General features: G+C 40.1%; 19 protein-coding genes. All 19 read right to left on the bottom strand.

Features of this window, described 5'->3' with window-relative positions:
- Positions 1–17: 17 nt before the first annotated feature.
- The 19 genes from H9L19_RS04615 to H9L19_RS04525 all read right to left on the bottom strand — a co-directional run bounded on the left by H9L19_RS04615 (position 18) and on the right by H9L19_RS04525 (position 24,453).
- Complete coding sequence (locus H9L19_RS04615) at positions 18–1,415, bottom strand: Nramp family divalent metal transporter (protein WP_187528543.1); 1,398 nt, start codon at positions 1,413–1,415, stop codon at positions 18–20.
- A 486-nt stretch (positions 1,416–1,901) separates the two neighbouring features.
- Positions 1,902–2,609 (bottom strand): nicotinamide riboside transporter PnuC, encoded by a 708-nt coding sequence (gene pnuC / locus H9L19_RS04610; protein WP_187528542.1) that lies wholly within the window; start codon positions 2,607–2,609, stop codon positions 1,902–1,904.
- A 92-nt stretch (positions 2,610–2,701) separates the two neighbouring features.
- Positions 2,702–4,393 carry a glycoside hydrolase family 43 protein gene (locus H9L19_RS04605; RefSeq protein WP_187528541.1) on the bottom strand — a complete coding sequence of 564 codons (1,692 nt, stop codon included), beginning with the start codon at positions 4,391–4,393 and terminating at the stop codon, positions 2,702–2,704.
- A gap of 274 nt (positions 4,394–4,667) precedes the next feature.
- Entirely contained in the window at positions 4,668–5,816 is a 1,149-nt protein-coding gene (locus tag H9L19_RS04600) for a D-alanine--D-alanine ligase family protein (protein WP_187528540.1), read from the bottom strand.
- A 97-nt stretch (positions 5,817–5,913) separates the two neighbouring features.
- On the bottom strand, positions 5,914–6,897 hold the full coding sequence (locus tag H9L19_RS04595) for a DUF2785 domain-containing protein (protein WP_187528539.1): 984 nt from the start codon (positions 6,895–6,897) through the stop codon (positions 5,914–5,916).
- Between the two features lie 149 nt (positions 6,898–7,046).
- On the bottom strand, positions 7,047–8,879 hold the full coding sequence (locus H9L19_RS04590) for an APC family permease (protein WP_187528538.1): 1,833 nt from the start codon (positions 8,877–8,879) through the stop codon (positions 7,047–7,049).
- A 210-nt stretch (positions 8,880–9,089) separates the two neighbouring features.
- Positions 9,090–9,212, bottom strand: coding sequence for a putative metal homeostasis protein (locus H9L19_RS04585; protein ID WP_187528537.1), 123 nt, complete (start codon positions 9,210–9,212; stop codon positions 9,090–9,092).
- A gap of 158 nt (positions 9,213–9,370) precedes the next feature.
- Complete coding sequence (uvrA, locus tag H9L19_RS04580) at positions 9,371–12,229, bottom strand: excinuclease ABC subunit UvrA (RefSeq protein WP_187529918.1); 2,859 nt, start codon at positions 12,227–12,229, stop codon at positions 9,371–9,373.
- Between the two features lie 124 nt (positions 12,230–12,353).
- Positions 12,354–12,695 (bottom strand): hypothetical protein, encoded by a 342-nt coding sequence (locus tag H9L19_RS04575; protein WP_243198122.1) that lies wholly within the window; start codon positions 12,693–12,695, stop codon positions 12,354–12,356.
- A 25-nt stretch (positions 12,696–12,720) separates the two neighbouring features.
- Positions 12,721–13,125, bottom strand: coding sequence for a hypothetical protein (locus H9L19_RS04570; protein WP_243198121.1), 405 nt, complete (start codon positions 13,123–13,125; stop codon positions 12,721–12,723).
- Between the two features lie 63 nt (positions 13,126–13,188).
- Complete coding sequence (locus H9L19_RS04565; protein ID WP_187528536.1) at positions 13,189–13,692, bottom strand: ECF transporter S component; 504 nt, start codon at positions 13,690–13,692, stop codon at positions 13,189–13,191.
- Positions 13,693–13,733: 41 nt separating this feature from the next.
- Entirely contained in the window at positions 13,734–14,711 is a 978-nt protein-coding gene (locus H9L19_RS04560) for a Ppx/GppA family phosphatase (protein ID WP_187528535.1), read from the bottom strand.
- Positions 14,712–14,763: 52 nt separating this feature from the next.
- Positions 14,764–15,372, bottom strand: coding sequence for a hypothetical protein (locus H9L19_RS04555; protein WP_187528534.1), 609 nt, complete (start codon positions 15,370–15,372; stop codon positions 14,764–14,766).
- Positions 15,373–15,508: 136 nt separating this feature from the next.
- Complete coding sequence (locus tag H9L19_RS04550; protein ID WP_187528533.1) at positions 15,509–17,620, bottom strand: RNA degradosome polyphosphate kinase; 2,112 nt, start codon at positions 17,618–17,620, stop codon at positions 15,509–15,511.
- Entirely contained in the window at positions 17,620–19,110 is a 1,491-nt protein-coding gene (locus H9L19_RS04545) for a Ppx/GppA phosphatase family protein (protein WP_187528532.1), read from the bottom strand. Before H9L19_RS04545 ends, H9L19_RS04550 begins: the two co-directional genes overlap by 1 nt.
- 207 nt (positions 19,111–19,317) lie before the next feature.
- Positions 19,318–20,487 (bottom strand): glycoside hydrolase family 5 protein, encoded by a 1,170-nt coding sequence (locus H9L19_RS04540; protein ID WP_243198120.1) that lies wholly within the window; start codon positions 20,485–20,487, stop codon positions 19,318–19,320.
- Positions 20,488–20,497: 10 nt separating this feature from the next.
- Positions 20,498–21,739, bottom strand: a complete 1,242-nt coding sequence (locus H9L19_RS04535; protein ID WP_187528530.1) for an MFS transporter — start codon at positions 21,737–21,739, stop codon at positions 20,498–20,500.
- A gap of 4 nt (positions 21,740–21,743) precedes the next feature.
- A complete protein-coding gene (locus tag H9L19_RS04530; protein WP_243198119.1) occupies positions 21,744–23,399 on the bottom strand; it encodes a glycoside hydrolase family 43 protein in 1,656 nt (551 codons plus the stop codon).
- Between the two features lie 157 nt (positions 23,400–23,556).
- On the bottom strand, positions 23,557–24,453 hold the full coding sequence (locus H9L19_RS04525) for an AraC family transcriptional regulator (RefSeq protein ID WP_187528529.1): 897 nt from the start codon (positions 24,451–24,453) through the stop codon (positions 23,557–23,559).
- Positions 24,454–24,508: the final 55 nt, after the last annotated feature.

The raw sequence follows: 24,508 nt of genomic DNA, 5'->3' as shown, positions 1-24,508 counted from the left end.
GCATCTCTCCTTATCGATTAAAGCGCAACAAATAATTGTTGCATGATTCCAATTACTAATTGAATATTTAAGCCTGTCAAGATAACAAAGATTATCCAAGCGAGAATGGTCATCCATTTAGGATTGACAAAGTCTTCACCCATAATCTTTTTAGATGATGTAAATAAAATCAAGGGGGCCATGGCAAATGGTAATGCAACTGACAAGAACACTTGTGAATAGACAAGTAATTGATCCAGTTTAGACTCATTACCACCATAGATAATAGTAAAAGCAATTACCGGTGCCAACGCTAAACCACGCGTCACAACTCGCCGTAGCCACATTGGAATCTTCATATGCAAGAAACCTTGCATAATGATTTCACCAGTCAGAGTACCTGTAATCGTCGAATTTTGACCCGATGCTAACAAAGCCACCGCGAAAAGTGTTGATAACACAGGTGAAGCCACCGCTCCAGCAATTGTGCTATCAGAGAGCGCCTTATACATTGACCCAAACGTTCCAACTTGGTCAGCGTGACCGAAGAATAGCGATGCGCCCAAAATTAACAACAAAGAATTAATAATAAATGCTAATGTGAGTTGAATATTTGAATCCCAGGTCATGAAGCGCACAGCTTCTTTTAATTCGCGTTTGTCTTCACGATTAATTTTACGTGTTTGTGAAATTGATGAATGTAAATACAGATTGTGTGGCATGACCGTTGCACCAATAATACCCAAGGTTAAGGTCAACCGTGAATCTCCACCACCAATTGGTGATGCCCCATTGACACTCTGCAATGATGGCAGATAGCCACCAAACATCGCCACAATATCTGGCTTTGACAAAATCACCAAATAGGCAAAGATAACCAAAATTGTAATGATTAATGTCATCACGATGGCTTCGATTTTACGGAAACCAAACTTCATCAACAAGAGTAACAGTACAACGTCAAACGCAGTTGTTAAAACGGAAGCAATCATTGACCAACCAAATAACAAATGAAGCGCAATCGCCCCACCAATGACTTCCGCAATATCAGTCGCCATCAATGCCAATTCAGTAATCAGCCACAACATCACACCACCAGCTTTATTGGTCCGATCACGTGTGGCTTGTGCCAGATCTTCTTGCTTAACCATACCAAGCTTTCCGGCCATATATTGCAACATCATTGCAATTAATGATGAAATTAAAACGATTGATAACAATAAGTAGTGATATTGTGCACCACCACCAACTGAAGTCACCCAATTTCCTGGGTCCATGTAACCAACTGCAACCAGCGCCCCTGGACCTGAAAAGGCGGCTAACTTACGCCAAAATGAACCTGACATCGGTGTTTCAACTGAGCCGTTTACCTCGCCCAAACTCAAATCACCTTCAGCACTCTCAATCAAGTGGTGCTTTTCATTAGAATCGACCATTCTAATTCTCCTTTTTCGGTGTAATTCCCCGCCTACTCAACGGCGATTACAAAATATTTTAGCGCCAGCATAAATAAGCGAGTTCTTCCGGTTCCGTCTCTAACCTGTCCAGAATGATAACATTGTTGTCTCACCCGGTCTTTATTGAAAACTAGGTTAAATATAATTCAAAAAGGATTTCATTCAACTTGGCTGTTGAAAGCTTTTGAATAATACCTAACTCGCTTACGCTACTATTGCTAGTTGTATTATCTATCTATTTGATAGTTGGCGTCAAGCTTTTTAGATTAATTATTTTTTGTAAGCGTTATCAAATGATTTAGCTTTGATTATCCTTACTGATTCCTACCAATCGACAAACTGTCTTACCCTAACCAGTCATTTTTACTAATGCCCACACTTAACATGATAAAAGAAATCAAACAAAAAGTCGCTTCGTTAAAATACAAAGCGACCTTTATTTTTTCATGATTAAAGTCATTATTACTAGACGTCACGTGATTGTCGCTGATTCCAAATTCGAATCGCATAAACACTATTGAATAACAAGGCAAATTGTAGGGCAACCTGAGACAAGCCACTGCCTAACGAGCCGATTAAGTGAGGATTAACTATCTGCTGCCACGTCAAAATGATCCAATAGAGCAAATTGGCAATGTTCACTACAATCCACAGTGACCAATTCTCGCGATATTTCAAGATATAAAGGACTTGTGCAATCATCGCAACAACGAAATTAATACTATCAAAATAGGGTAATTGACCGTGGACACTAGCCAAAACCCACCAACCAATGAGCCAAGCACCAAATGCACCAATCGCGATTAGCCAACGTTTTTGGCGCGTAAATGTACGCACTGACTCATCTTGCCCCCACATCAACCAACCAATTGGTTGCGAAATGACATAAACAATATCCATTGCAAATGAACCATACGCATGATTCACCCAAGCCACATAAGCCATCGCGACGCATTGAATCAGGCCAAAAATAAAGGTGATTTTCCGACCTTTCATGCCATAGACCAATGCAATCACACCGAACAAGCCTGACACCATGCCGATTACCGTATCAGGCGCAACGACATATGCAATCACTTGAATCAAAAGCAAAATTGTGACATACATAACTTCAAATGTTAACCAACCGCTAAACAATTCGTCTCTTAAACGTTTTTGCATCGTCTCTTTCATTCTTAATCGCTCCCACACTACAGTCTTGCTACCTGTCAGTTGGCAATAAAAAGAAGCTAAGATTCATTCCTAACTTCTTTTAATCACCATTATTAATTAAAATCACGCGTTTCACTCGCCTCAAATGTATATGAACCATCTGCTAATTCACGATCACCTAATTCTTTGTAATCAAAGAAATCGAAAGTAGCGGTTGAATCATAACCTGAGTAATCAACGGCTGACAAGCCTACATAAGCGCCTGTGAAGAAGCCACCGTATTCACGAACAACATAATCATCTGACAGAACAGCTGCATCTAAGATGACACCTGTGTCGTGCCAATTTTGACCATCAAATGAATAATGATACGTGTAGCTTTGCTTACGGTTCTCAGACTTAAACCAAACATATTCAGTACCATCTGGAATGACAATCGCTTGATCCTTCAAATATGACGTATAAGCACCATTCCGAAGTCCGCCCTTATTCTCACCAACTTCAATCACATTTTGCCCATCATCATTTTTAGTAATGAAAATCCATGACCAGTGAGAGTGGTTATAATAATTCGTCAATCCAGCCATAGCTTGATATGAGTACGGATTAAACTTAACCTTTGTTTCGGCATCAAAATAAAATGCCTGCCAGCGACGCGCAATCAACGACAAATCAAATGGATTAGCCAATGAGCCTTGTCCTCGTAAAACAAGCTTGCCCTCTCCAGTTTGTCCCATTTTTTCAGTAAATGGCACCCGTAAGGTATTCCAATTAATGTCCAATTGTGGTGCATCAAACTCATCATGTTGTGAGTGATCGGCTGGTGCAATCGTTTCAATTGCATCTTTAGGTGCATCAACATAAGTTTGTCCACCATGGCCACCAACGACACGTGGCCAACCGGCTGCATCCCATTCTACTTTTTGAATTGAAGTCTCCCGACCAAGAGTTGACCAGCCACGTGGATCCGTTGCCGATTCCGTTGCATGATTCCATGGTCGTGCAGTTAATGATGCATAATACCATTCACCACCAAGTGTTGAAACCAAAGCGCCATGCCCTTGTTTTTGTAGATAAGAATTTGGTGTGTCAAAGTTAGTGATAAACGGTCCTTCTGGCTCGCGGTCAAACGATAATGCATTTAAGCTCTTTGAGCGTGCTACGACTTCTTGATGGGTGAAAATTGTTCCCCCTTCAGCGGCGAACAAATAATAGTAGCCATCAATTTTATACAAATGAGGTCCCTCAACCAACTTAACCTCAGTGCCTTCCCAGATAGTGCGTGCTGTTTCGGGCTTTAACTTCATCGTTGTCGTATCAAATTCAGTCAAAGTAATCCCGTCAAATGGGTGATGGTATTCACGATGATCCCAAGTTTGTTGGACCAAATACTTACGTCCATCATCATCGTGGAACAATGATGCATCAAATCCGACGCCATTCACCAAAATTGGATCAGACCAAGGACCTTCGATTGCGTCAGCTGTTGTTAGATAATTTTTCATATCTTTAAATGCGCCGTCTGTAATCTTCACATCGGTGAAGATTAGCCAAAACTTACCGTCAGCATATGACAAGTCAGGAGCCCAAATACCACCAGATGAAGGGTTACCCTTCATATCAAGTAAAGTCGTCGTATCTAACACATTTTTGACTAAATTCCAATGGACCAAATCTTTAGAGGCGTGAATACGCACACCAGGGAACCATTCGAATGTAGACGTTGCAATATAGTACGTATCCGCAACACGAATAATTGACGGATCAGAGTTAAAACCAGGCAAAACAGGATTTTGAATCTTCATTGTATTGCTCCTTATCATCTCATATAAAGTATGTTCAAATATCAACTAAAACCATTTGCAATCGGTTTCATTGATACTTAGCATTATATACTGGTTAGTTGCACCGTGCAACCAACTCGTGAGTTTCCAGTTTATACTACAAAAATTAAAATCATACTATATATATGAATTTATAATGTAAACAATATATTCCATTTTAACTTTAAACGACATTTATAATCATACGATGACAATTAAAAAAAGTTGTGATATCTCACAACTTTTTTGTTCGCTTTTATTCAGTAATTTGTGCGTTATACTTTTTCTCTCCGACGTGCTCTTCTCCCAATGAGACAAAATCATAAGAAATTTTGGCATTTCGTTCAAATTCAGCTAACCCATAAGCAATGATTTCATCAATCAAAGCTGAATAGCTCAAGCCCGAAACTTGCCACATCTGTGGATATAACGAAATATTCGTAAAGCCTGGTAACGTATTAGGTTCCCCTAGATATGGTGTGCCATCTTCATCGACCATGAAGTCCATCCGTGTCAAGCCAACCAGACCAAGCGCACGATAGGCATCAATTGCCATTTGTTCAATTTCTTTAGTTAATGCCTCGGGCAAAGTTGCTGGTAATTCAAAAACCATACCTGAAGCATCAACAAATTTATTATTGTAATCATACCAAACATCAGTGGTTGGTAATTCAATACCGCCAATTTTTGAAACACGGGGCGTCTCATTCCCTAAAACAGAAATGAAAACTTCGCGCGGACGATTAAGTGCAGCCTCAACTAAAACTTTATAATCATATTGGAAAGCATCGGTTAAACCGGCTTGGTATTCGGCCTCATTTGTAACCCGCGAGATGCCAACCGATGACCCTTGCTTAGCAGCTTTAACGAACAAGACCTCTGTACCAAGTTTTGATACCAATTGGTCATATGAATAATCTTGCTTATTTTGATCTGTGATCAGCACATAATCGGTATTTCGAATACCCGCTTGATTTAAAATTCGTTTCGTCAAATCCTTATCAAATGATAATGCTGATGCTGCTGTTCCTGGCCCGATATATGGCTTTTGCAACAAGCGGAAGAGCGATTGTAATGTGCCATCTTCGCCAAGATTGCCATGCACGACTGGATAGAATAAATCAATTTTTGAAATTTCACCCAAATTTACAATTGGTGCCAATGGCGCATCCAAATCCAACTTAGCCATTGCTGCTTCAACAATAGCATCTTCATCTTCACCTTCAAAGACTCGCCAAGAATCCTCAGGCGTTAAAATATAGCCTGCTTTTGAGATCAAAAAGATTGTAACATCATACTTACTTTTATCCATTGCATCATAAATATTATGTGCAGAACGTTTTGATACGTCATGTTCGGATGAATTACCACCGAACAGCATTGCAATGTGTAACTTGTCAGTCATTTATGGTCCCTCTTATTTATCTCTTGATACATCGTTTAGTATCTCTCATTGTACCAAATCCATGCTCATGAATTACTGTTTCATTTGCTTTTTTAGACTAAATTAAAAATTGGCGGGCATCATCAAGATACTCATGGATCGCCTGAGGTAATTTTGGCTGCATGAGGAGCGATGCTTGTAAATGGGTTTGATTGTAATAGCGATGCCACCCAGCTTCTGACTCTTGTTGCAACTGACGTGTCATCTCTTGTCGCCATTGTTTTAACTGTTTTAAAAAATACGTCGCGTAAATATCGTTGGTATTAACCCAGGCCGTCAAATAGGCTGAAATACGCCCAATTTCTCCCATCATTAATGGCGTATCTAATCGTTTCATTCGTTCAATTAATATCGTTTCCAAAAATATCTTATCCGCACGTGATAAATTAGGATCCATTGTTAATTCATCGAGTAAATTACCAATATGTGTAAAGGCATGCGCCCAACCTTTTTGATCTACAAAGCCACGGGTATCACGTTCTAAAGCAATATATGTCGCAATCTGATCAACTGCTGTCGACCGTAAATCATCCCCAAACAAATCCAATGCTTGGCGGCGATTAGCATAAAATAATAGCGCTAAAGTAAACACCGCAAAGGACCGCAAAAATACACCATCCGATTCAGACGTGTCGATATGTGATAAAATCACGCGATTTTGAAGTAAATACCGCGTCATCAGCACAATCTGATCATCAGAAAACATGCCCTGTTGCAATCCCTGCATGACTGTTAAAAAGACACCGTGATCGCGAATTTCTAAATCACTTTGTCGTAAACCATTTAATAAGTTAATCACTTCTTGATCTGATAAGACAATTGTTTCATTCGCATTTAATTTTTCTTGAATCGCACTCACCTTGAGCATTAAAGCGGCTACTTCGCCCTCTGACAGTTGATGCACTGACGTTGGCGCATCAAAATCTAATTCATCCAACAACCGACCAATTTCACTCCCTAATGAATCCAATAACTCTCCCTGATGGACACGTTCTCGGAGCAATTGCAGTTCATGGCGGACATCTTCAATCGTATAATCCATCGTCTACCCTCCTATTTGTTTTCTTACTTATTATAGCCGATACACAGCCTATCAATCAAAAATCTCGTTAATAAAAAACTATCTTCAATTTAAACAGTCACTCGTCCAATAACGACGTCACTGTCAAATTAATCGATAGTTTTGTTAATTTACTCAGATAAATGGAAATAATAGGTCGCGACGGTTACGTCTCGTGTTGCTAATGCTGAACGCAAACGCAGACTATTTTGATTATGCAAAGCATTCTGCCATGATGCGTGCGGAATAAATTGTGGAATCAATACCGTTAATGACCGGTTGCGTTCCTTGGCACCCTTAGCAATTTCATCAACAAAACGTAAGGCCGGTACCGTGATTGACCGATATGATGTATGAACATCGACATAACGAACATCGGGGAACTCGCGCTTAAATTCAACGCCTAAACGATATTCACGCTCAGGATTAGAATCAAAGGACACATGCAAAGCCAAAACCTTATCTCCAATTGATTTCGCATAATCAACCGCTTCGGCTGTCACACGCGTCAAATTTGAAACTAAAATAATAACCTCAGAACCCTCGTAATGATGTCTTTTAATTGGTTCATTTGAAATCACCTTCAACTGTTTAGCAACAATCCGATAATGCTTGTTCACTTTTAAGAAAATGCGCAGTAGCACTGGCATAATAATCAAATATGGCCAAACACCTGTAAAATGCAACATAAACAAGGTCACAACTAGCACTGCTGAAATTGCAGCACCAACGAAGTTAATGATGGCCTTTCCAATCCAAAATCCTTCTCGTTCGCGCCACCAGTGAATAATCATTCCCGATTGCGATAAAGTGAACGGCACGAACACACCCACCGCATATAATGGAATCAACGCTTCCGTTGAACCGTGGAAAATAAAGATTAAGATAATTGACCCAATCGCCAAGGATACAATACCATTTGAGTATCCAAGTCGATCACCCTTATCCAAATAGATATGTGGCATAAATTTATCTTTAGCTAAATTAAAGGCCAATTGTGGGAAGGCAGAAAAGCCTGTATTCGCTGCCACAGCTAAAATCATTGCGGTTGCAATTTGCAAAAGATAGAACAATACACCATGACCAAAAACAGCCGTCCCAATTTGGGCTAAGACGGTTGTGTGCCCACCTGGCCGAATACCATACCAATATGATAGCATCGTCACACCAGCAAAGAAGAAGGCAAGAATAATCGACATCAAGACCAATGTTCCTGCAGCATTGCGTGGCTTAGGTTCTTTGAAATTAGGCACCGCATTTGAAATAGCTTCCACACCAGTTAGAGAAGAGGATCCGCTTGAAAATGCGCGCATAAACAAAAGTAACGTCAGGCCTTTAAAACTGGTTCCAACTGCCGCTGTCGCATGATAAGCTACTTGACCAGTTACAATGTTATACAATCCATATAAAATCATAAAGGTCATCATCGCGATAAACGCATACACTGGAATAGTTAAGAATCCAGCTGACTCACGCACCCCACGTAAATTAATCCCCATTAAAATCAAGACAATGATAACTGCAATCGGAATTGCATACTGATGAAGGCTTGGCACTGCTGATATAATCGCAGCTGTCCCTGAAGTCACAGATACGGCGACCGTCAACATATAGTCAACCAACAGTGATCCGCCTGCAACAAGCCCAGGTAGCTTCCCCCAGTTTTTTGATGTCACCATATACGCCCCACCACCTGATGGATACGCATGAATAATTTGTCGATATGATAACGTAATAGCGCCTAATAGAACCAAAACAAGTAAGGCAATTGGCAATTGTAGCCATAAAGCCAACGAGCCAGCAGCCAACAAAGCTGTTGTAATCTGTTCAGTTCCATAAGCCACTGATGATAGTGCGTCGGAAGATAATAACGCTAACGCCTTACCCTTCCCTAAATGTTGTGAACCTTCATCTAATGTTTTTAAAGGTTTACCAATCAACACACGCTTCAAATAGCGCCACATAATCCTTTTCTCCCTTATAACGTATGTCTAATCAATAGATACCATTTCATACCGTATCGTTCGAATCTCTACAAAGTGCTATTCTAATCTTTTTACACTGCTTTGTCTATCCAAAATATTTTGGGCTAATTGTTGCCAATTTATTGTAAGTCAGTGCAGTTTAATCATTAAAAAAGTACGGCTCTAAAAATTAGAATCGTACTTTTTCATTTACTTCTTGCTAGCACTGGCGCGCCGGGCATCATGCAATGCTTTTAATGCGCGTTTGCGAGTCTTAATGTTTGGACTCTTCATTTTCCGTCGTGCTGATGCTACATCCATACGTTCTGCCATAATATAAGATCTCCAATTTGTTTAAATTTGTGCAAATAGGGACGGAAAGCCTAGGCTTTCTAGCAATCTTCTTACTTACAAAGGTTTAGTATACACGCATTATGAATCTTTTCAACTCACAAGCACCCTTTGATTGATTCATTCAGGTCTGGCTTTGATTATTTATCAACCTTTTGTACTTTCGCACGTGCTTTATCACGCTTGATAATGGGACCTAAATATTGTCCAGTATACGATTTCTTAACCTTGGCAATTGTTTCTGGTGTACCAGTTGCTAAGATAGTACCACCACCTTGACCCCCTTCGGGACCAAGATCAATCAACCAATCAGCCGTTTTAATCACGTCTAAATTATGTTCAATCACTAATACTGTGTTGCCACCATCAACCAATCGTTGTAAGACTTCCAATAAGCGGGCAATGTCATCAACATGCAATCCCGTTGTCGGTTCATCCAAAATATAGAAGGTTTTTCCTGTTGAACGCCTTTGTAATTCAGAGGCCAATTTCATACGTTGCGCTTCACCACCCGATAATGTGGTTGCTGATTGTCCTAATTGGACATAACCAAGTCCAACATCAACAATAGTTTGCAATTTCCGACGTATTTTAGGAATCGCTGCAAAAAATTCTAGCGCTTGCTCAGCTGTTAAATCAAGGACTTGTGCAATATTTAACCCACGATATGTGACTTCCAACGTTTCAGAATTAAAACGTGTCCCACCACAAACTTCACACTTCACATAAACATCGGGCAAAAAATTCATCTCAATTTTTAGAACGCCATCACCTTTACAGGCCTCACAACGTCCTCCCTTGGTATTAAATGAGAAACGACCTTTTTTATAACCACGAATCTTTGCTTCATTCGTTTGGGCAAATAAATCACGAATATCATCAAAAACGCCAGTGTATGTTGCAGGATTAGAACGTGGTGTCCGGCCAATTGGGCTTTGATCAATGTCGACAATTTTGTCAATTTGCTCATAACCTGTCATGTGTTTATAAGCACCTGGCTTTTCAGAATTATGGTTAATTTCTCGCTTGAGGGCTTTTTTCAAAACCCCGTTGACCAATGATGATTTTCCTGAGCCAGAAACACCCGTAACTGCAACAAATTCACCCAACGGAAAATCAACGGATACATTTTTAAGATTATTTTCTGAGACACCCGTTAATGTGATTTTCTCACCATTACCTTCGCGCCGCTTCTTAGGTACCGGAATAAATTTCTTTCCCGTTAAATATTGCCCCGTCAGTGACTGAGGGTTGGCTTCGACTTCAGCTGGCGTTCCGTAAGCCATAATTTGGCCACCATGTTCACCCGCGCCAGGGCCAACGTCAATTAGGTAATCGGCTGCGCGCATCGTGTCTTCATCGTGTTCGACAACGATTAAGGTATTTCCCAAATCACGCATCTTTTTCAATGAATTAATGAGTCGATCGTTATCACGTTGGTGTAAGCCAATTGATGGTTCGTCTAACACATACATAACACCTGATAAATTTGATCCAATTTGCGTTGCCAATCGAATTCGTTGTGCTTCGCCACCCGATAATGTCCGTGCTGAACGCGACAAGGTCAAATAGTCCAAACCAACATTTTTCAAAAAGCTGAGTCGATCGCGAATTTCTTTACTGATTGGACGCGCAATTTCAGTGTCCTGTTCACCAAAAGTTAACCCCTCAAAGAATTCAAGTTCTTCATCAACGGGCATCTCAGATACTTCACCAATATGTTTACCACCAATTTTAACCGACAAAGCGGCAGGGTTAAGTCGATAACCATGGCACGCACTACATGGTAGTGCATTCATATATGTGCGCATGACTTCTCGAGTGAAGTCAGAATTTGACTCTTTATAGCGGCGTTCAATATTATTAATCACCCCCTCAAATTCTGAATCAATGTCTCTCACACCACCAAAATCATTTTCATAATGGAAATGGAAGGTTTGGTCGTCAGCACCATACAAAACTAGTTGTTGTTGAACCGTTGTCAACTTTTCAAATGGCTGATCCATTGGAATATCAAATTGCTCAGCAAATTGCCGTAACATCTCAGGATAATATTTTGATGAAATTGGATTCCAAGCGGCAATGGCACCCTCTGCTAGGGTCAACGTTGGATCGGGGATAACTAAATCCATATCCACCTCTAAAGTCATACCCAAACCACTACATACTGGACAGGCGCCCAAAGGTGCATTAAAAGAAAAGAGTGCCGGAGACAGTTTTCCAACGCCAAACTCTTTTAAGGCGCCAGTATAATGATCTGAAAACGTATATGTCTCTCCATCAACAACAGCCACACTCACTAGCCCATCTGCCATTGTCATGGCTGCTTCAAATGACTCAAAAAGACGCGTCCGCGACGATTCTCGCAAAACAATTCGGTCAACAACAATCGCAATATCATGATATTTATTTTTGTCTAATTGAAAGTCTTCTGAAATATCACGAAGTTCACCATCGACCATGACCCGGATGAAACCTTCTTTTTTAATACGTTCAAAAGCGGTCGCATGTGACCCACGCTTATGCTGAACAATTGGGGATAAAATTTGCAAACGGGTGCCTTCGGCCAAAGTTGCATTTAATTCGTTCAGCATTTGATCAATCGAAGGCTTAATAATCGTTCCATCTGCTGGGGCATCCGGTGTCCCAACACGTGCGTACAATAAACGATAATAATCATTGATTTCAGTCACTGTTCCGACCGTTGACCGCGGATTTTTAGACGTCGTTTTTTGATCAATTGAAATGGCAGGACTAAGACCATCAATCGCATCAACATCTGGCTTATCGGCTTGTCCTAAAAATTGTCGTGCATATGCAGAAAGGCTTTCAACATACCGCCTTTGACCTTCAGCATAGAGTGTATCAAAAGCCAGTGAACTTTTCCCTGAACCTGATAGTCCTGTCATCACGACAAATTTATCACGTGGAATTTTAACATCAACATTCTTCAAATTATGGGCGCGCGCACCATGAATTGTAATCCATTCACTTGCCATCATCGTCCCTCTTTTCATTTTTATTCATACACTAAGTATAACAAATTATGTCAAAAATTAAATAAAACCTAATATTCCGTCTTAAGAATCAAAAAATAAAAACCAACGATTGTTTGACAACACATCATTGGTCTTCATTTTGTTCATTTAAATATTGATTGATTGGGTATGAACCCGGCTCAACTAATGGATGAAAGACTTCAAGCAGCGACCAATAAGAAATGATTAAAAAAATCATTAGAAAATGCCACAAGACCACGCCCCATGCGTTGCCATAAACATTAGTATACGTATTAATCCAACGCCCTTTCATCACAAACACCGTCACTTGTTCGATGCTAATAATAAGTGCCGTTAAAGCGCTGGCAGCAAAGAAAACAGTAATGATCATTAACACAACTGACGCAATATTTTCAAACACCAGACGACGTTTGGTTTTTTTATGCCGAGTTTGCATGTACTTCATTACCTCTTCCTACTATCGCCATTCTTTATAGTAATAGCTCAAATTCCAAATTATTATACTGATCTCGTTCTCGAATCTGACGATACCCAAATTCTTGATCTGTTCGATTTAACAACGCGGTTTGCCAAATAATTTTATCCGCACCACTACCATACATCTCTTCTTTTAATTGATTCAAGAGGGATAGAATTTGACTACCTACCTCAGCCGTCATACTTGTATAAACACGCTCATCGTTACCATATTTTTTTGATACGCGTTTTAAATTCACATTGAGCACCTGACGCGTATAAGCGGGATTACGATTCAAGCGCACACTAAAGTTAATATGATTAAAATGCTCATCACGACTATATTGCAAAAGCATTGCTAAAAATTGTTTTGCATCGACCTTATCTTCTTTATTCGCCATTGCTGTTCCTCGCTTCATTCGTTCATTAATTATCTAATCGATTTTATCATTTCATTTTCTAATTGAGATTATTCACTTCTTCTATTGTATCGAATTACCCTGAAAAAAGGGGAGCTTTTGAAAAATTGGTTTCAAAAGAATGAAAAAACATAGTGTTGATAGCGCATGTACCCCATCAAACGGTAAACCGGCTAACCACAAAGCGATAAATGTTTGGTGCCCAAACAAGCCCAGCATGAAGATTGTATTAATCAACCCATACAAAAAAGGAAGCAGCGTTACAAAAATACTTTGAATAAGAGTTGACTGCGATAAACGGCTTAGCCAAGAAAATAAATAAAGGATCACCACATAGCCTATAATCTGACCTAAAATCCAGATGCCAAACCCATTTAATAAGCCATTTAACAATATCGTAAGTATACTAACAACCACCGCCTCAGTTCGTCCCAAGAACAACACTAAGAGCATCAAAATTGCCGTTAATGGCTTAATATTTGGAAATGGTGCTAATACATATTGCATTGTCACCAATAAAGCTGTCAACATAGCCATTAAGGTAATTTTTTTCGTCGTTAATCGCATTTAATTCCTACTCATCTCTTTATTTCTTAACCCATCTAGGTCTAGTTTTCATCATCATCTTGTGTCATTGCACCTGGCATTGGTGCAATAATTTTTTGCCCAGTCTTTTGCATAATATATTCAAAAACAATTCCTTCTCGCAGCGATGCCTGAGAGAAAACAACATGTGGTGCATCAATCGTTCGAAGACCTGTAATGAGTGGCAACATTCCCCCCACAATAATATCAGCACGTTCTTTAGCAAGACCAGGTATTTTGCCACGCGAACTAACGTTTTTAGAGATAACATCAGCAAAAATAGTATAACAATCTTCAGCACTTAACCGGTACCCATGCACTGGTAAGTCCGTTTCTTGCCGTTGACGGCGAGCAATTTTAGCAAACGTTCGATTTGAACCACCCAACGCGACAATGGGCAGGTTTTTAACATTCTGTAACCAGGCAATATTATCAAATCGTTTTTCAACGCTGATTGTCGCACGAAATAATTCAGTTGCTGATACGGTTTGCCCTTTAAAAAAGGTCTCAGAAAGATTAACCGCCCCAATCGGAACGGATAGCATTTGCATCGCTTTTCGTCCTTGTACCTGAACCAACTCAACTGAACCACCACCAGTATCCATAATCACAAAATCCTCGGTTGGCAGAGTATTAATTACCGCTAGATAATCATAATACGCTTCTTCATCGCCTGAAAGAATCCGTAAAGTTATCCCCGTTTCTTTTTTAAGGAGCTTACTGAAAGCATCCGCATTCTGTGCCTGTCGGACGGCTGCTGTTGCCACCGCAATTAATTGATCCGTTTGATATTTTTTGGCCGCCGCCATAAACGTTTGCATGATTTTAATTGTGCGCGCCATAGCCGGCTTCTGCAAGGTCTTATCGATACCCATGCCTTCAGACAAACGCACCATCGATTGATCACGATAGAGAGCCTCATACGACCCATCATGATGAACGCGACTAATCGTCATTCGAGTTGAATTTGAACCCAAATCTATCACTGTTATTACTGCCATTGACTTAGCCCTCTTTCTAAACCAGACTAATTTCATGATGACATCACTATCATCACGAAAGTAATTTATCTTTTGCACGTGCAGCATCTTCACTCGTAATCGTACCATTTGCCACTGCTGCGTTGATTTGAGCCAATTGTTCGGCCAATGAAATGGCTGTCTCACTCTGTGCCGCTGCTTTATGATTGGTTTGATTCACGAGTTGCAATTGATGGTGAATCGTTTGTGTCACGCGATCGAGATCTCCATGCCACACATGTGTGAGATGGTAATCATTTTCATTAGCCGTACCAGTATTTAATTCAATTTCACCTCTAATCAGGTGATGCGTTGGATTAGAACCAATAATTCGTGACCAATAGACCGTTTCATTATTGGCACCAACTTTGCCAAACAAACCATAATTCAAAATATGCACTGCGACGTCTGTAACGACTAATAATGCTTTAGCCCCATTAAATCGTACCGGTGCCATATCTAATATTTTTTCTTCGTGGTCAAGAACCGTTGGATCTGCTACCTTTCGCAGTTCTAGCTTTTGCCCAAAAAACACTGAACGCCAAAGTGGATATGAAAATCCAAGTTTTTCAGCCAACGCCACGACTTTTTCAGTTGAATAAGTTGATTCACTTTTTTCATATCTTGAGCTACGCGTCTTCATTTCAATGCCCCTCATTCTGCCTGATACTCATATCTGATTTACTAATTAATGTCCGATCACATCGTGATTTCTATTCTATTTTATCGTTTATCATACATGATTGCATCTTTTATCATCAATTTAACAATAATCTATCTTATTTTTGAAAGGGGTTATTCATTGGTTGAAATTGTGTCTGATTATTTAATTGATCAACATAAGCCCGTTTTTGATTTTTTTGTCGTTCAAGTGATTGCTGAATGAGTTGCTCTTGTGCATCAATTGCTGCGACATTCCGACGATTCACTTTCTTCCATGTCCCATCAACTTGTAAGACCCGCGTTTTAACATTATCTGACCACATTAAATCAAAGTCAGCCACAACCTGTGCAGCTAATGCTTCATCTAGAATTGGAAACATGAGTTCAATCCGGCGATCTAAATTCCGTGACATTAAGTCTGCCGATGACAAGAAAACTTGTTGTTGCCCAGCAATCTCAAAAATGTAAATTCGGCTGTGCTCTAATAATCGACCAACGATAGAATGAATCGCTAAATTCTCTGTTTTACCAGCAACACCGGGTTCCACCATCGATATACCCCGAACAATCATCTCAACCGGTACGCCTGATTGGCTCGTGGCTACAATTTCATCGATCATCTTTAAATCAGAAAGCGAATTTGTCTTTAAACGCACTTTAACTGATTGCCCATTTTGATGCGCTTTTTTAACAGCTTGTAATTGATCGACCAATGCATCACGAATGCCATCTGGCGACATATACACATGATTAAAGTAATCTGGATCAGAATAACCCGTTAAAACATTAAAAACTGCCGCGACATCAAGACCAATTTCTGCATTAGTCGTCAGCAAGCCCATATCTGTATAAAAATGGGCGGTCACATCATTATAATTACCAGTACCCATATGCACATAACGTTTAATATCGTCACCTTCGCGACGCACAACTAATGCAATCTTTGCGTGGGTCTTTAACCCCTTCAAGCCATAAATGACGTGGACGCCTTGTCGTTCCAATTCTTGTGCCCAGTGCACATTATTTTCTTCATCAAAACGCGCTTTCACTTCGACTAGCGTTGTCACTTGTTTCCCAGCACGAGCCGCATCACTCAATGCCGCGATAATCGGTGAATTTCCTGAAACCCGATAAAGCGTCATTTTAATTGCTAGAACATCTGGATCCTTGGCTGCTTGATGAATTAAATTCACAACCGGTGTAAAGCTATCATAAGGATGATGCAGTAAAATATCACCAGCATCAATTGCTTCAAAGATACGCTCATCCGCTAATCGTTCATCTAAAAAGCCCTTAAAAGGTGTAAAACGTTCGGCATCATTTTGACCGTATTTAACTAACTCACTTAAGTAACCTAAGTCAACCGGACCAGAAACACTGTAAACACGTTCTTCGTGAACATGCAACGCCTTAATTAATCGCGTTAATATTTTCTTAGTCATGCCCTTTTCATGGACTAGGCGAATGACTGCCCCACGTTCCCGCTCGAATAATTTTTGTTGTACTTCAGCCAGTAGATTTGGTCCCTCATCATCTGCAATATCTAACTCCATGTCGCGTAGAATATGGAAGTGATAGACGGCCTCAACTGAATAACCAACAAATAGCGCTTCAATAAACGCTTTAATTAACTCTTCCAATAAAATATACTGGTTCGTGCTTTCAGGAATCGGAATCACCCGATTTAAAATGAGTGGCACTTGCACAATCGCAAAACGCTCTTGCCCCTTTCGGCGTAATTTAACCGCTAAATTAAGGGTATCCGTCGCTAAAAATGGGAACGGCCGCGTTTGATCATCAGCCATGGGCGTTAAAATCGGCAAGACTGACGTTTGGAAATAATGTAATAATTCTTGTCGTTGCGCTACTGTTAATTCATTGGCTAAGACCAGTTGTAAGCCATCCTTTTTTAGGGCTGGCATAATTAACCGATTTAACACATGGTATTGTTCATTAATTTGTTCACCAGCGAGTTTTGAAACCAACTTCAACTGTTCATGCGGCGTCATTCCAGTCGCATCAACTTTATCTTTGACATGCCGAAGTTGAAATAATGATGCTACACGAACTTGGAACCACTCATCCATATTTGATTGTGTGATGCCTAAAAATTTTGCACGTTCATACAACGGATTCGTCTTATCTCTAGCTTCATCTAACACCCGTCCATTGAATGCCAACCAGCTCACTTCACGGTTAATATAAGGTTCTCCTTGCTGCACTACCATTAGTTATGCCCCTTTCGTTTTAAAATAATGAGCCGACCAAAAACGTCCTCAAATAAATTGGCCTTTGCCTCAAAAGTTGATTGCTCTAAATAAAGCTTATCCAAACTGTAACCAGTGACGACAATTTGATAGGCTTTTGTCGATACCGCTATTTTTTCAATTTTTTGCAAGCGACTATCATCCAAAGCATCAGCTAGTCGTAAAATTGCTGTTAATTTAACCACCACAATCCATTCACTTTCGGTCAATTGCTTGACGGTTTGCAACCCATCTCCTGGTACAGCATGTGAATGATATCTTGAAATCATGGCTACCATTCGATTTTCAACCGGCGTTAAGCCTTCCATTTCGGCCGCCAAAATGACGGTTTCAGAATATTCATAGTGATGATAAGTATTGAGATATGACCCGACATCATGCACTAATGCTGCCACTTGCAATAATATACGCTCACGTTTACCAAGACCATGCACCTTTTTTAAGCGGTCAAACAATTGCTCTGAAAAGTGACGTACCGCCTGTTGATGTTTTGGCTCAACACCAAATCGCTGACTTAATTCTTGCGCTTGTGCTAAAATCTCATCTCCGGGAAGTTGCCCCAATGCGTCCATCACTAATCCTGGTAGCATATGTTGTTCACTGACCCCGACTTGATCGACCTGAGTAATAGCAACCAATTCCTCCAAAAGTAATAATTCTGGCATCACAGCTGGTAACTGGTTAGCTGTGACATTTAATTTTTCTGACCATTTTTGAATTGGCGCGCGCAAAAGATGTGCATTGGTTTTAAAAAATTCATCGCGTGATACAATGGGCGTTTTCAATAATTGCCCTAATGCCAGTGACCCGCTCACGACTAATAAATTAGCTGGTGGAAATGTTGGTAACAGCGTCGTGTAGTCTGCTAATTTACTATGAATAAATTCACGCGTTAGCCCTTGAATATCAATAAATTCATCAACTAATGTGTCTAAATCACTGGCTAGACGCATGGGACCAAGATTAATACTACGGGTCCATTTCAGATCGCCAGTCTCATAATAGCCTAAAGACAAACGGCCAGAGCTCAACGACACCAAAAATAATCGGTTATTCACTGATAAATCTAAGTCAGATTCACCATAGCGCATTGATAACTGTCCATAATATGCTTCTTGACTGGCACTTAACCATTCAATCTTTAAGCCGGTCGCTTGCTTAATCTGTGCCACAACATAGACCGCATTGGATGCACTCGCCAAAGAATAGGCGCCCCATATTCGAATATCTGTCACTGCATAATCTCGTAATAATTGTTGAAAGCCCTGTAGTTGAACAATGACCCGTTCGATTTGATCCTGTGCCACAACGCCAACATCGTATAATTCATCATTCAAAATCGTATCATGGTGTACTTTTTCGATTTTATTACCACTTTTACGATTAACAATCTGTAAATCAACCGATGTGGCACCGATTAAAATAACCCCAAATAACTTTGACTCGACCATCTCACTACCCCTCTCAACATTTAATTATCCCCAGTATACCGCATAATTCGTGTCATTTTTCGACATTTTCATGATTAAAAAATGCACCAATCTCATCTATTTTGATACAAAAAAAGGCCAAATGCTTGTCACATGACAAATCATTTCGTCTTTTTTCTCGAATCCACTTTTGACACTATCTTAATCAGCATTCAAACTTAATGCGCATTAAAGTGTGGTCGCCCATTGCTTATTCATTGCGCGATCTAACGACCATGAATCCCAACCATACCAGGCTGAGTCATTCACCGTGTCAATATTCATCTTATAACTCCAGTAGAAATAGCCAACACTGGCATTTCCCCAAGTTTTTATTTGTAATTCCCATAGTCGATTATAAATTTGACGTAAATCGGCTTCACTAGCACGATCATCACCTTTTTCATCTTTAAACTCAGCCTGCGTTGGGTTCACACCACCTTGTGAGTCTTGACCCAAAGCCATTGAATTAAAGAGTGACCATTCACCAACCACAACTGGAACCACTGCATCTAATTTTGCAATATTGTCGCCGATGACCGCCATTGCTTGTTCATAGTTTTCATACGAACTACCACCGATAGCTAACTCAGCCAACATCAAATAATGATGTGTATCCATCACAACATTTTTAAATTCGTGTGCAGTGAAGAAGTCCGCCCATTTCGTCAAATCAAAACCATCATGGAACATGATGATTTTATCATCCGCCAAAATGGGGCGTAACGCTGCATAGACACGCGTATAGAATTCATATAAGAATTCAAATGAAATCGCTTGATTGTTTGCAGCCATTGCAGGTTCTTTGGCTTGATAACGATTTGAAACCATATCAAACGCACGCTGGGTTGCCGGTTCATTTAGCGCTTCAATCCCATACAATCCTTGTCGTTGACCATAGCGTTCAGCCAAACGGGTCAAAACAGACAATTCAAAATCAACCTCTTCAGGTTGTTGCGCCCAAGTCACAACGCCTGTTAGGCCACCATTATCAAAGCCATTTTGACTACCTGGAGCTGTATGCAAATCTAATAGAATTTGTAAGCCATACTTTTCTGCCCAATTAAAGGCATTATCCAGTGTGTCAATACCACCAAGGAATGGTTGCCGATCCCCGAAAATAAAGTAAGGCACTGGCAAGCGAACAGTGTTAATGCCTAATGATGCAATGCGCAAGAAGTCCGCCTCAGTAATAAAGTTCGCACGATGCATCATCATTCGTGCTTCATAAACATCTTTTGAAAGTGCTTGTGGCAAATAATATTCATCCTCAGCATCAGTTCCCGCGAATAATTGCGGTGCCATCCACTTTTCTAAGACTAACCAACCACCAAGATTTACGCCCTTAACTTGTCCCATAATCATCCCTCTACTTTACTTTTTTAATGAATAGAATCATGATACCGCCGAGAATAGCTGAAACAGCAACAGCAATAAACATATAACGGTATCCAATTGAACTAATAATGATTCCCGCAACAATCGGTCCAATGATTTGTCCAAGTGTTGCTGACAAATTAATGATTCCAAGATCCTTTGCAGCAGTCGCTGGGTTTGGCAGAACTGCAATATTCAATGCTTGGTCAACTGACAAGTACATACCAGTTCCAACACCTGCGATCACCGCATATGCCAACATTGTCCAAGGTTGATTTGAAATAAATGGCATGAAACCACCAATTCCAACCAAGACACTCGCAACCATCACTGGAATTTTCAAAGTCCCTAGTTTATCTGCTAATGGACCAGCTAGTGCACCCATTGCCATTGAAATAACCATCATCAAAAGTGACATCATACTCAAGATTGAGGCGGTCTTACCAGTGCTTAATAACATGTAATCAGTCAAAATATATAGTTGGTACCCAATAAACATTCCGGTTGCGACTTGGAATAACAATTTACCAACCGCTGCTAAGTAAAAGTCACGCGCATTAGTCACTGGGAAAATAAATTGATTAAAAATATCCTTACCCTTCAATGGCAATAAGACATCATCTTTACTTGATTTTTGCTTGATCAATAGCATTGAGATCGTTGCTAATACAACTTGTATCCCTGCCATTGTCCAAATACCACCTGTGATATTACCTAGGAATGGTGCAGCAATCGCAGCTGAACCATAGGCACCAACTGACATTCCAACCCCATAAAAGGCTGATGCCGTCCCACGATGCTTCTTTGAAACTGAGTCAGAAATGATGGCCACCATTGGTGCCACAATTGCATTCAACCCAATCTGGTAAATGACCCAAAAAGTTAACAATAATTGCACAGTTGGTGCCCATGAAATAAAGAAAAACATGATAACTGATGCAATCGTACCACCAATAATCCAAGGCTTACGCCGCCCGATTTTAGTCCGCGTCCGATCTGATAATGCACCTTCAATAATATTAGCAATGGTTGCGACAACCATTGCAATCAAAGCAAAGGTTGAAACCCACATCACCTTATGTGCCTCATCCAAAACACCGATTTTGGCTGGTAATAGCGTACCACTTAAAGCAGTATAAGGCCCCATCCAGCTCATACATCCAATTAACAATCCGATGGCCAATTTTTTAGGCATCTTGGTTGACTTTTCAACATTCATATTTGTTGCATCCATGTCCTTACTCCTCATTATTAATCATTTTGAAATAGTTAAACGTTGCTTTTGACGTATGCCGATATGCATCGACTGCGCCAAGTCCACACAACAGCCCCGTAAACCCACCAATTTCACCTTCTGAACCACCAACGCCTTCATCAGACAAATAACTTGTGTCAATTGTCGATGCCAGTAGTTGCCAATGATCAGCCACGGCATAACCAATACTCGTGTGCCCATTTTCAGTTGCAAATCGTAATTTCACTTGCCCATTTGGAATCGCCACGCGGTCATGAACATATTCAATGCGTTCACCATTTTTCGCTTGTAGAATGCCAAGTGCAATGCTTTGCAATGATTCTGAAAAATACAACCGCGCATATAGCCAATTTTGGGCATCATAGTACATTAACATGCCCGCACTCTGAGAATAATGAGTTGGTTGAAATGCCACTTCGGTTTCCATTGTGAAATCAAAAGCAGTTGCCGCAACCGTCACCATCGCTGGGTTCATACGTGAAAAAAATGAATTCTCACCCTTAATCTGTAACTGACCATTTTGTTGCGTGACCCATGTCACATCTTGCTCACGATATGGGGTCATCCAATGCACATCTAATTCCGGTTGACTAAAATCAGCCGAAAACGAATGATCAATCGGTTGACTATAATCAATTCCCGCAAGTCCTGGTGTTCTGTCCTTCGCTAGATTTGAGCCATCAGCCATTTCCAACCAACCATCAGGATTCCAGCGCATTTTTTGCAATGATGTTTCACGCCCCAAAGGATTTAACATTGTCCCTGGTAATGGTCGTGACATTAGATGCGCAATGTACCATTCCCCATCAGACGTTTCAACTAACGATCCATGCCCTGATTTTTGTAATCTCGAATGTGGGTTATAGGCCTCAAAATGTCCAGCATCTGGATTGCCAAGACTAAATATATGTTCTGGCGCCGAGGTTATGATTGGCTCAAGTGTTGGGTTCGGCTCGTACGGTCCGAAAATATTTTGAGCACGCCCGATTTCAACACCATGCGCATAGCCAGTCCCACCTGATGCTAACATCAAATAGTACGCCCCATCATGTTTATAAATCTGTGGTGCCTCAGCACAACCGCGCGTTGTAAATCCTTGTGTCACCCGAACTTCTTGACCAATAAATTCACCAGTATCTAGATTCATCTCTTGAATCACAATGTGTCCTGGATGCCGATAACCATCACGTGTTTCCCATTCAAGAATGGTCATATAATGACGACCATCAGTATCGTGGAATAGCGATGGGTCAAATCCTAACGATCCTAAATAGACTGGTTTTGACCATGGTCCGTGTATATTATCAGCCGAAATAGCATAATTATCAGCGTTAAATTCACGTCCCTCCATATTCAACATATGTGAGTAAGCAAGCCAATACTTTTTAGTCGCTACATCATACGATAAATGTGGTGCCCAAATACCAGCCGGCGTATTGGTACCGCGCAAATCAACTTCACTTTGCTTCAATCCATGATCAATCATTTCCCAATGCGCTAAATCAGTTGAATGATAAATACAAATGCCTGGATTTAAGTGAAAAGTTGACGTGGCGATATAGTAGTCATCCCCAACGCGAATAATTGAAGGATCTGGTGCAAAGCCAGGGATGATCGGATTAGTAATCATATTATCCATATATTTCTCCTTAGCTTAGTAATTAATAATTACATAAAATTGCTATAGTTATAAATTATGTAAACGTTTTCTGTAACCGCTTACAAATATGATTATAGATTGATTTAAAATAAAAAAAATAGGACAATTCGGATAGAAATGCCCCTAATTCGTATGACTAATTACATTTTTTCACATAATCGCGTGGTGACAATTGAAATTGTTTGTTGAATTCTCGTGAAAAATGACTAGGCGAAGAGTATCCTAATTTCTCTGAAACTGCTCGAATTGACATATTAGGCTGTAGTAATAATTGCTTGGCCTGTGTCATTTTGAGCTCAATCAAATACGCTTGTGGTGTCTTCTGAAAGAACTTCTTGAACAGTTTTAAAGCTTGGCTTTGACTAATATGAAATTGATTGATGATTTCACTGATTGAAATAACTTGTTCGGTTTTTTGATGATAGGTTTCTCGGTCGACCTTTTCTTTAATGGCAACCGATAATTGCTGAGCCAACATATAGTGGTCCAATTCTTTTAATTTCCCGATATAGTTGGTTTCATCTTGGGTGGCTTTCACCAAAATCAGAATCAAGTGAATCACTGCCATTTGTAGATTTAGTCGGTCTGCCAAACCATATTCAGGTTTAATCATTGAAACAATCATCTTTAGCTGTTTCATCACTCTTGGATACTGTTGCCATTGCGGTCCAATAATGCGATGTCCATAACTTTCTGACAATAAGTATTTAATCGATAAATCATCCATATTAAAGTGCATTGAAAAGTACGAGCATGGCTCATCACCATAGACCGAATTTGTATGATACTCGCCAATTGGAATCAATATAAATTCACCTGCATGCACAATCATTTCTTGTGTTTCTGTGACTGTTTTTTGTTGACCGGACAAAATATATATCAATTCAAAGGCCGGATGTGCCTCTGTTTTCCATTGCCAACCCGGCAAGACTTCTTCTTGATGCCCACCAAACAAAGTGAAATGTGTATTTAAAACCGGTAAATAATTTGGCTCTTTTTCTTCATCTAGATTAAGTTGAAAATCAGTTATCATCGGCTAAATACTCACACTCTCATATTTATTTCTGCGGAAACGCTTTCATTCAGTG

The sequence above is a fragment of the Weissella diestrammenae genome, from assembly GCF_014397255.1.
GTDB classification, from domain to species: Bacteria; Bacillota; Bacilli; order Lactobacillales; family Lactobacillaceae; genus Weissella; species Weissella diestrammenae.
Note: the sequence above shows the minus strand (reverse complement) of the source record. Positions and strands in the feature narration are given on the sequence as shown.

Coding starts and splice junctions, on each gene's coding strand:
- H9L19_RS04545 (WP_187528532.1), bottom strand. CDS start 19,110: ATGGTCGAGTCAAAGTTATTTGGGGTTATTTTAATCGGTGCCACATCG.
- H9L19_RS04590 (WP_187528538.1), bottom strand. CDS start 8,879: ATGTGGCGCTATTTGAAGCGTGTGTTGATTGGTAAACCTTTAAAAACA.
- H9L19_RS04560 (WP_187528535.1), bottom strand. CDS start 14,711: ATGGCAGTAATAACAGTGATAGATTTGGGTTCAAATTCAACTCGAATG.
- H9L19_RS04555 (WP_187528534.1), bottom strand. CDS start 15,372: ATGAAGACGCGTAGCTCAAGATATGAAAAAAGTGAATCAACTTATTCA.
- H9L19_RS04530 (WP_243198119.1), bottom strand. CDS start 23,399: ATGGATAATATGATTACTAATCCGATCATCCCTGGCTTTGCACCAGAT.
- H9L19_RS04595 (WP_187528539.1), bottom strand. CDS start 6,897: ATGGATTATACGATTGAAGATGTCCGCCATGAACTGCAATTGCTCCGA.
- uvrA (WP_187529918.1), bottom strand. CDS start 12,229: ATGGCAAGTGAATGGATTACAATTCATGGTGCGCGCGCCCATAATTTG.
- H9L19_RS04570 (WP_243198121.1), bottom strand. CDS start 13,125: ATGAAGCGAGGAACAGCAATGGCGAATAAAGAAGATAAGGTCGATGCA.
- H9L19_RS04600 (WP_187528540.1), bottom strand. CDS start 5,816: ATGACTGACAAGTTACACATTGCAATGCTGTTCGGTGGTAATTCATCC.
- pnuC (WP_187528542.1), bottom strand. CDS start 2,609: ATGAAAGAGACGATGCAAAAACGTTTAAGAGACGAATTGTTTAGCGGT.
- H9L19_RS04540 (WP_243198120.1), bottom strand. CDS start 20,487: ATGGGACAAGTTAAGGGCGTAAATCTTGGTGGTTGGTTAGTCTTAGAA.
- H9L19_RS04525 (WP_187528529.1), bottom strand. CDS start 24,453: ATGATAACTGATTTTCAACTTAATCTAGATGAAGAAAAAGAGCCAAAT.
- H9L19_RS04535 (WP_187528530.1), bottom strand. CDS start 21,739: ATGGATGCAACAAATATGAATGTTGAAAAGTCAACCAAGATGCCTAAA.
- H9L19_RS04565 (WP_187528536.1), bottom strand. CDS start 13,692: ATGCGATTAACGACGAAAAAAATTACCTTAATGGCTATGTTGACAGCT.
- H9L19_RS04615 (WP_187528543.1), bottom strand. CDS start 1,415: ATGGTCGATTCTAATGAAAAGCACCACTTGATTGAGAGTGCTGAAGGT.
- H9L19_RS04585 (WP_187528537.1), bottom strand. CDS start 9,212: ATGGCAGAACGTATGGATGTAGCATCAGCACGACGGAAAATGAAGAGT.
- H9L19_RS04605 (WP_187528541.1), bottom strand. CDS start 4,393: ATGAAGATTCAAAATCCTGTTTTGCCTGGTTTTAACTCTGATCCGTCA.
- H9L19_RS04575 (WP_243198122.1), bottom strand. CDS start 12,695: ATGAAGTACATGCAAACTCGGCATAAAAAAACCAAACGTCGTCTGGTG.
- H9L19_RS04550 (WP_187528533.1), bottom strand. CDS start 17,620: ATGGTAGTGCAGCAAGGAGAACCTTATATTAACCGTGAAGTGAGCTGG.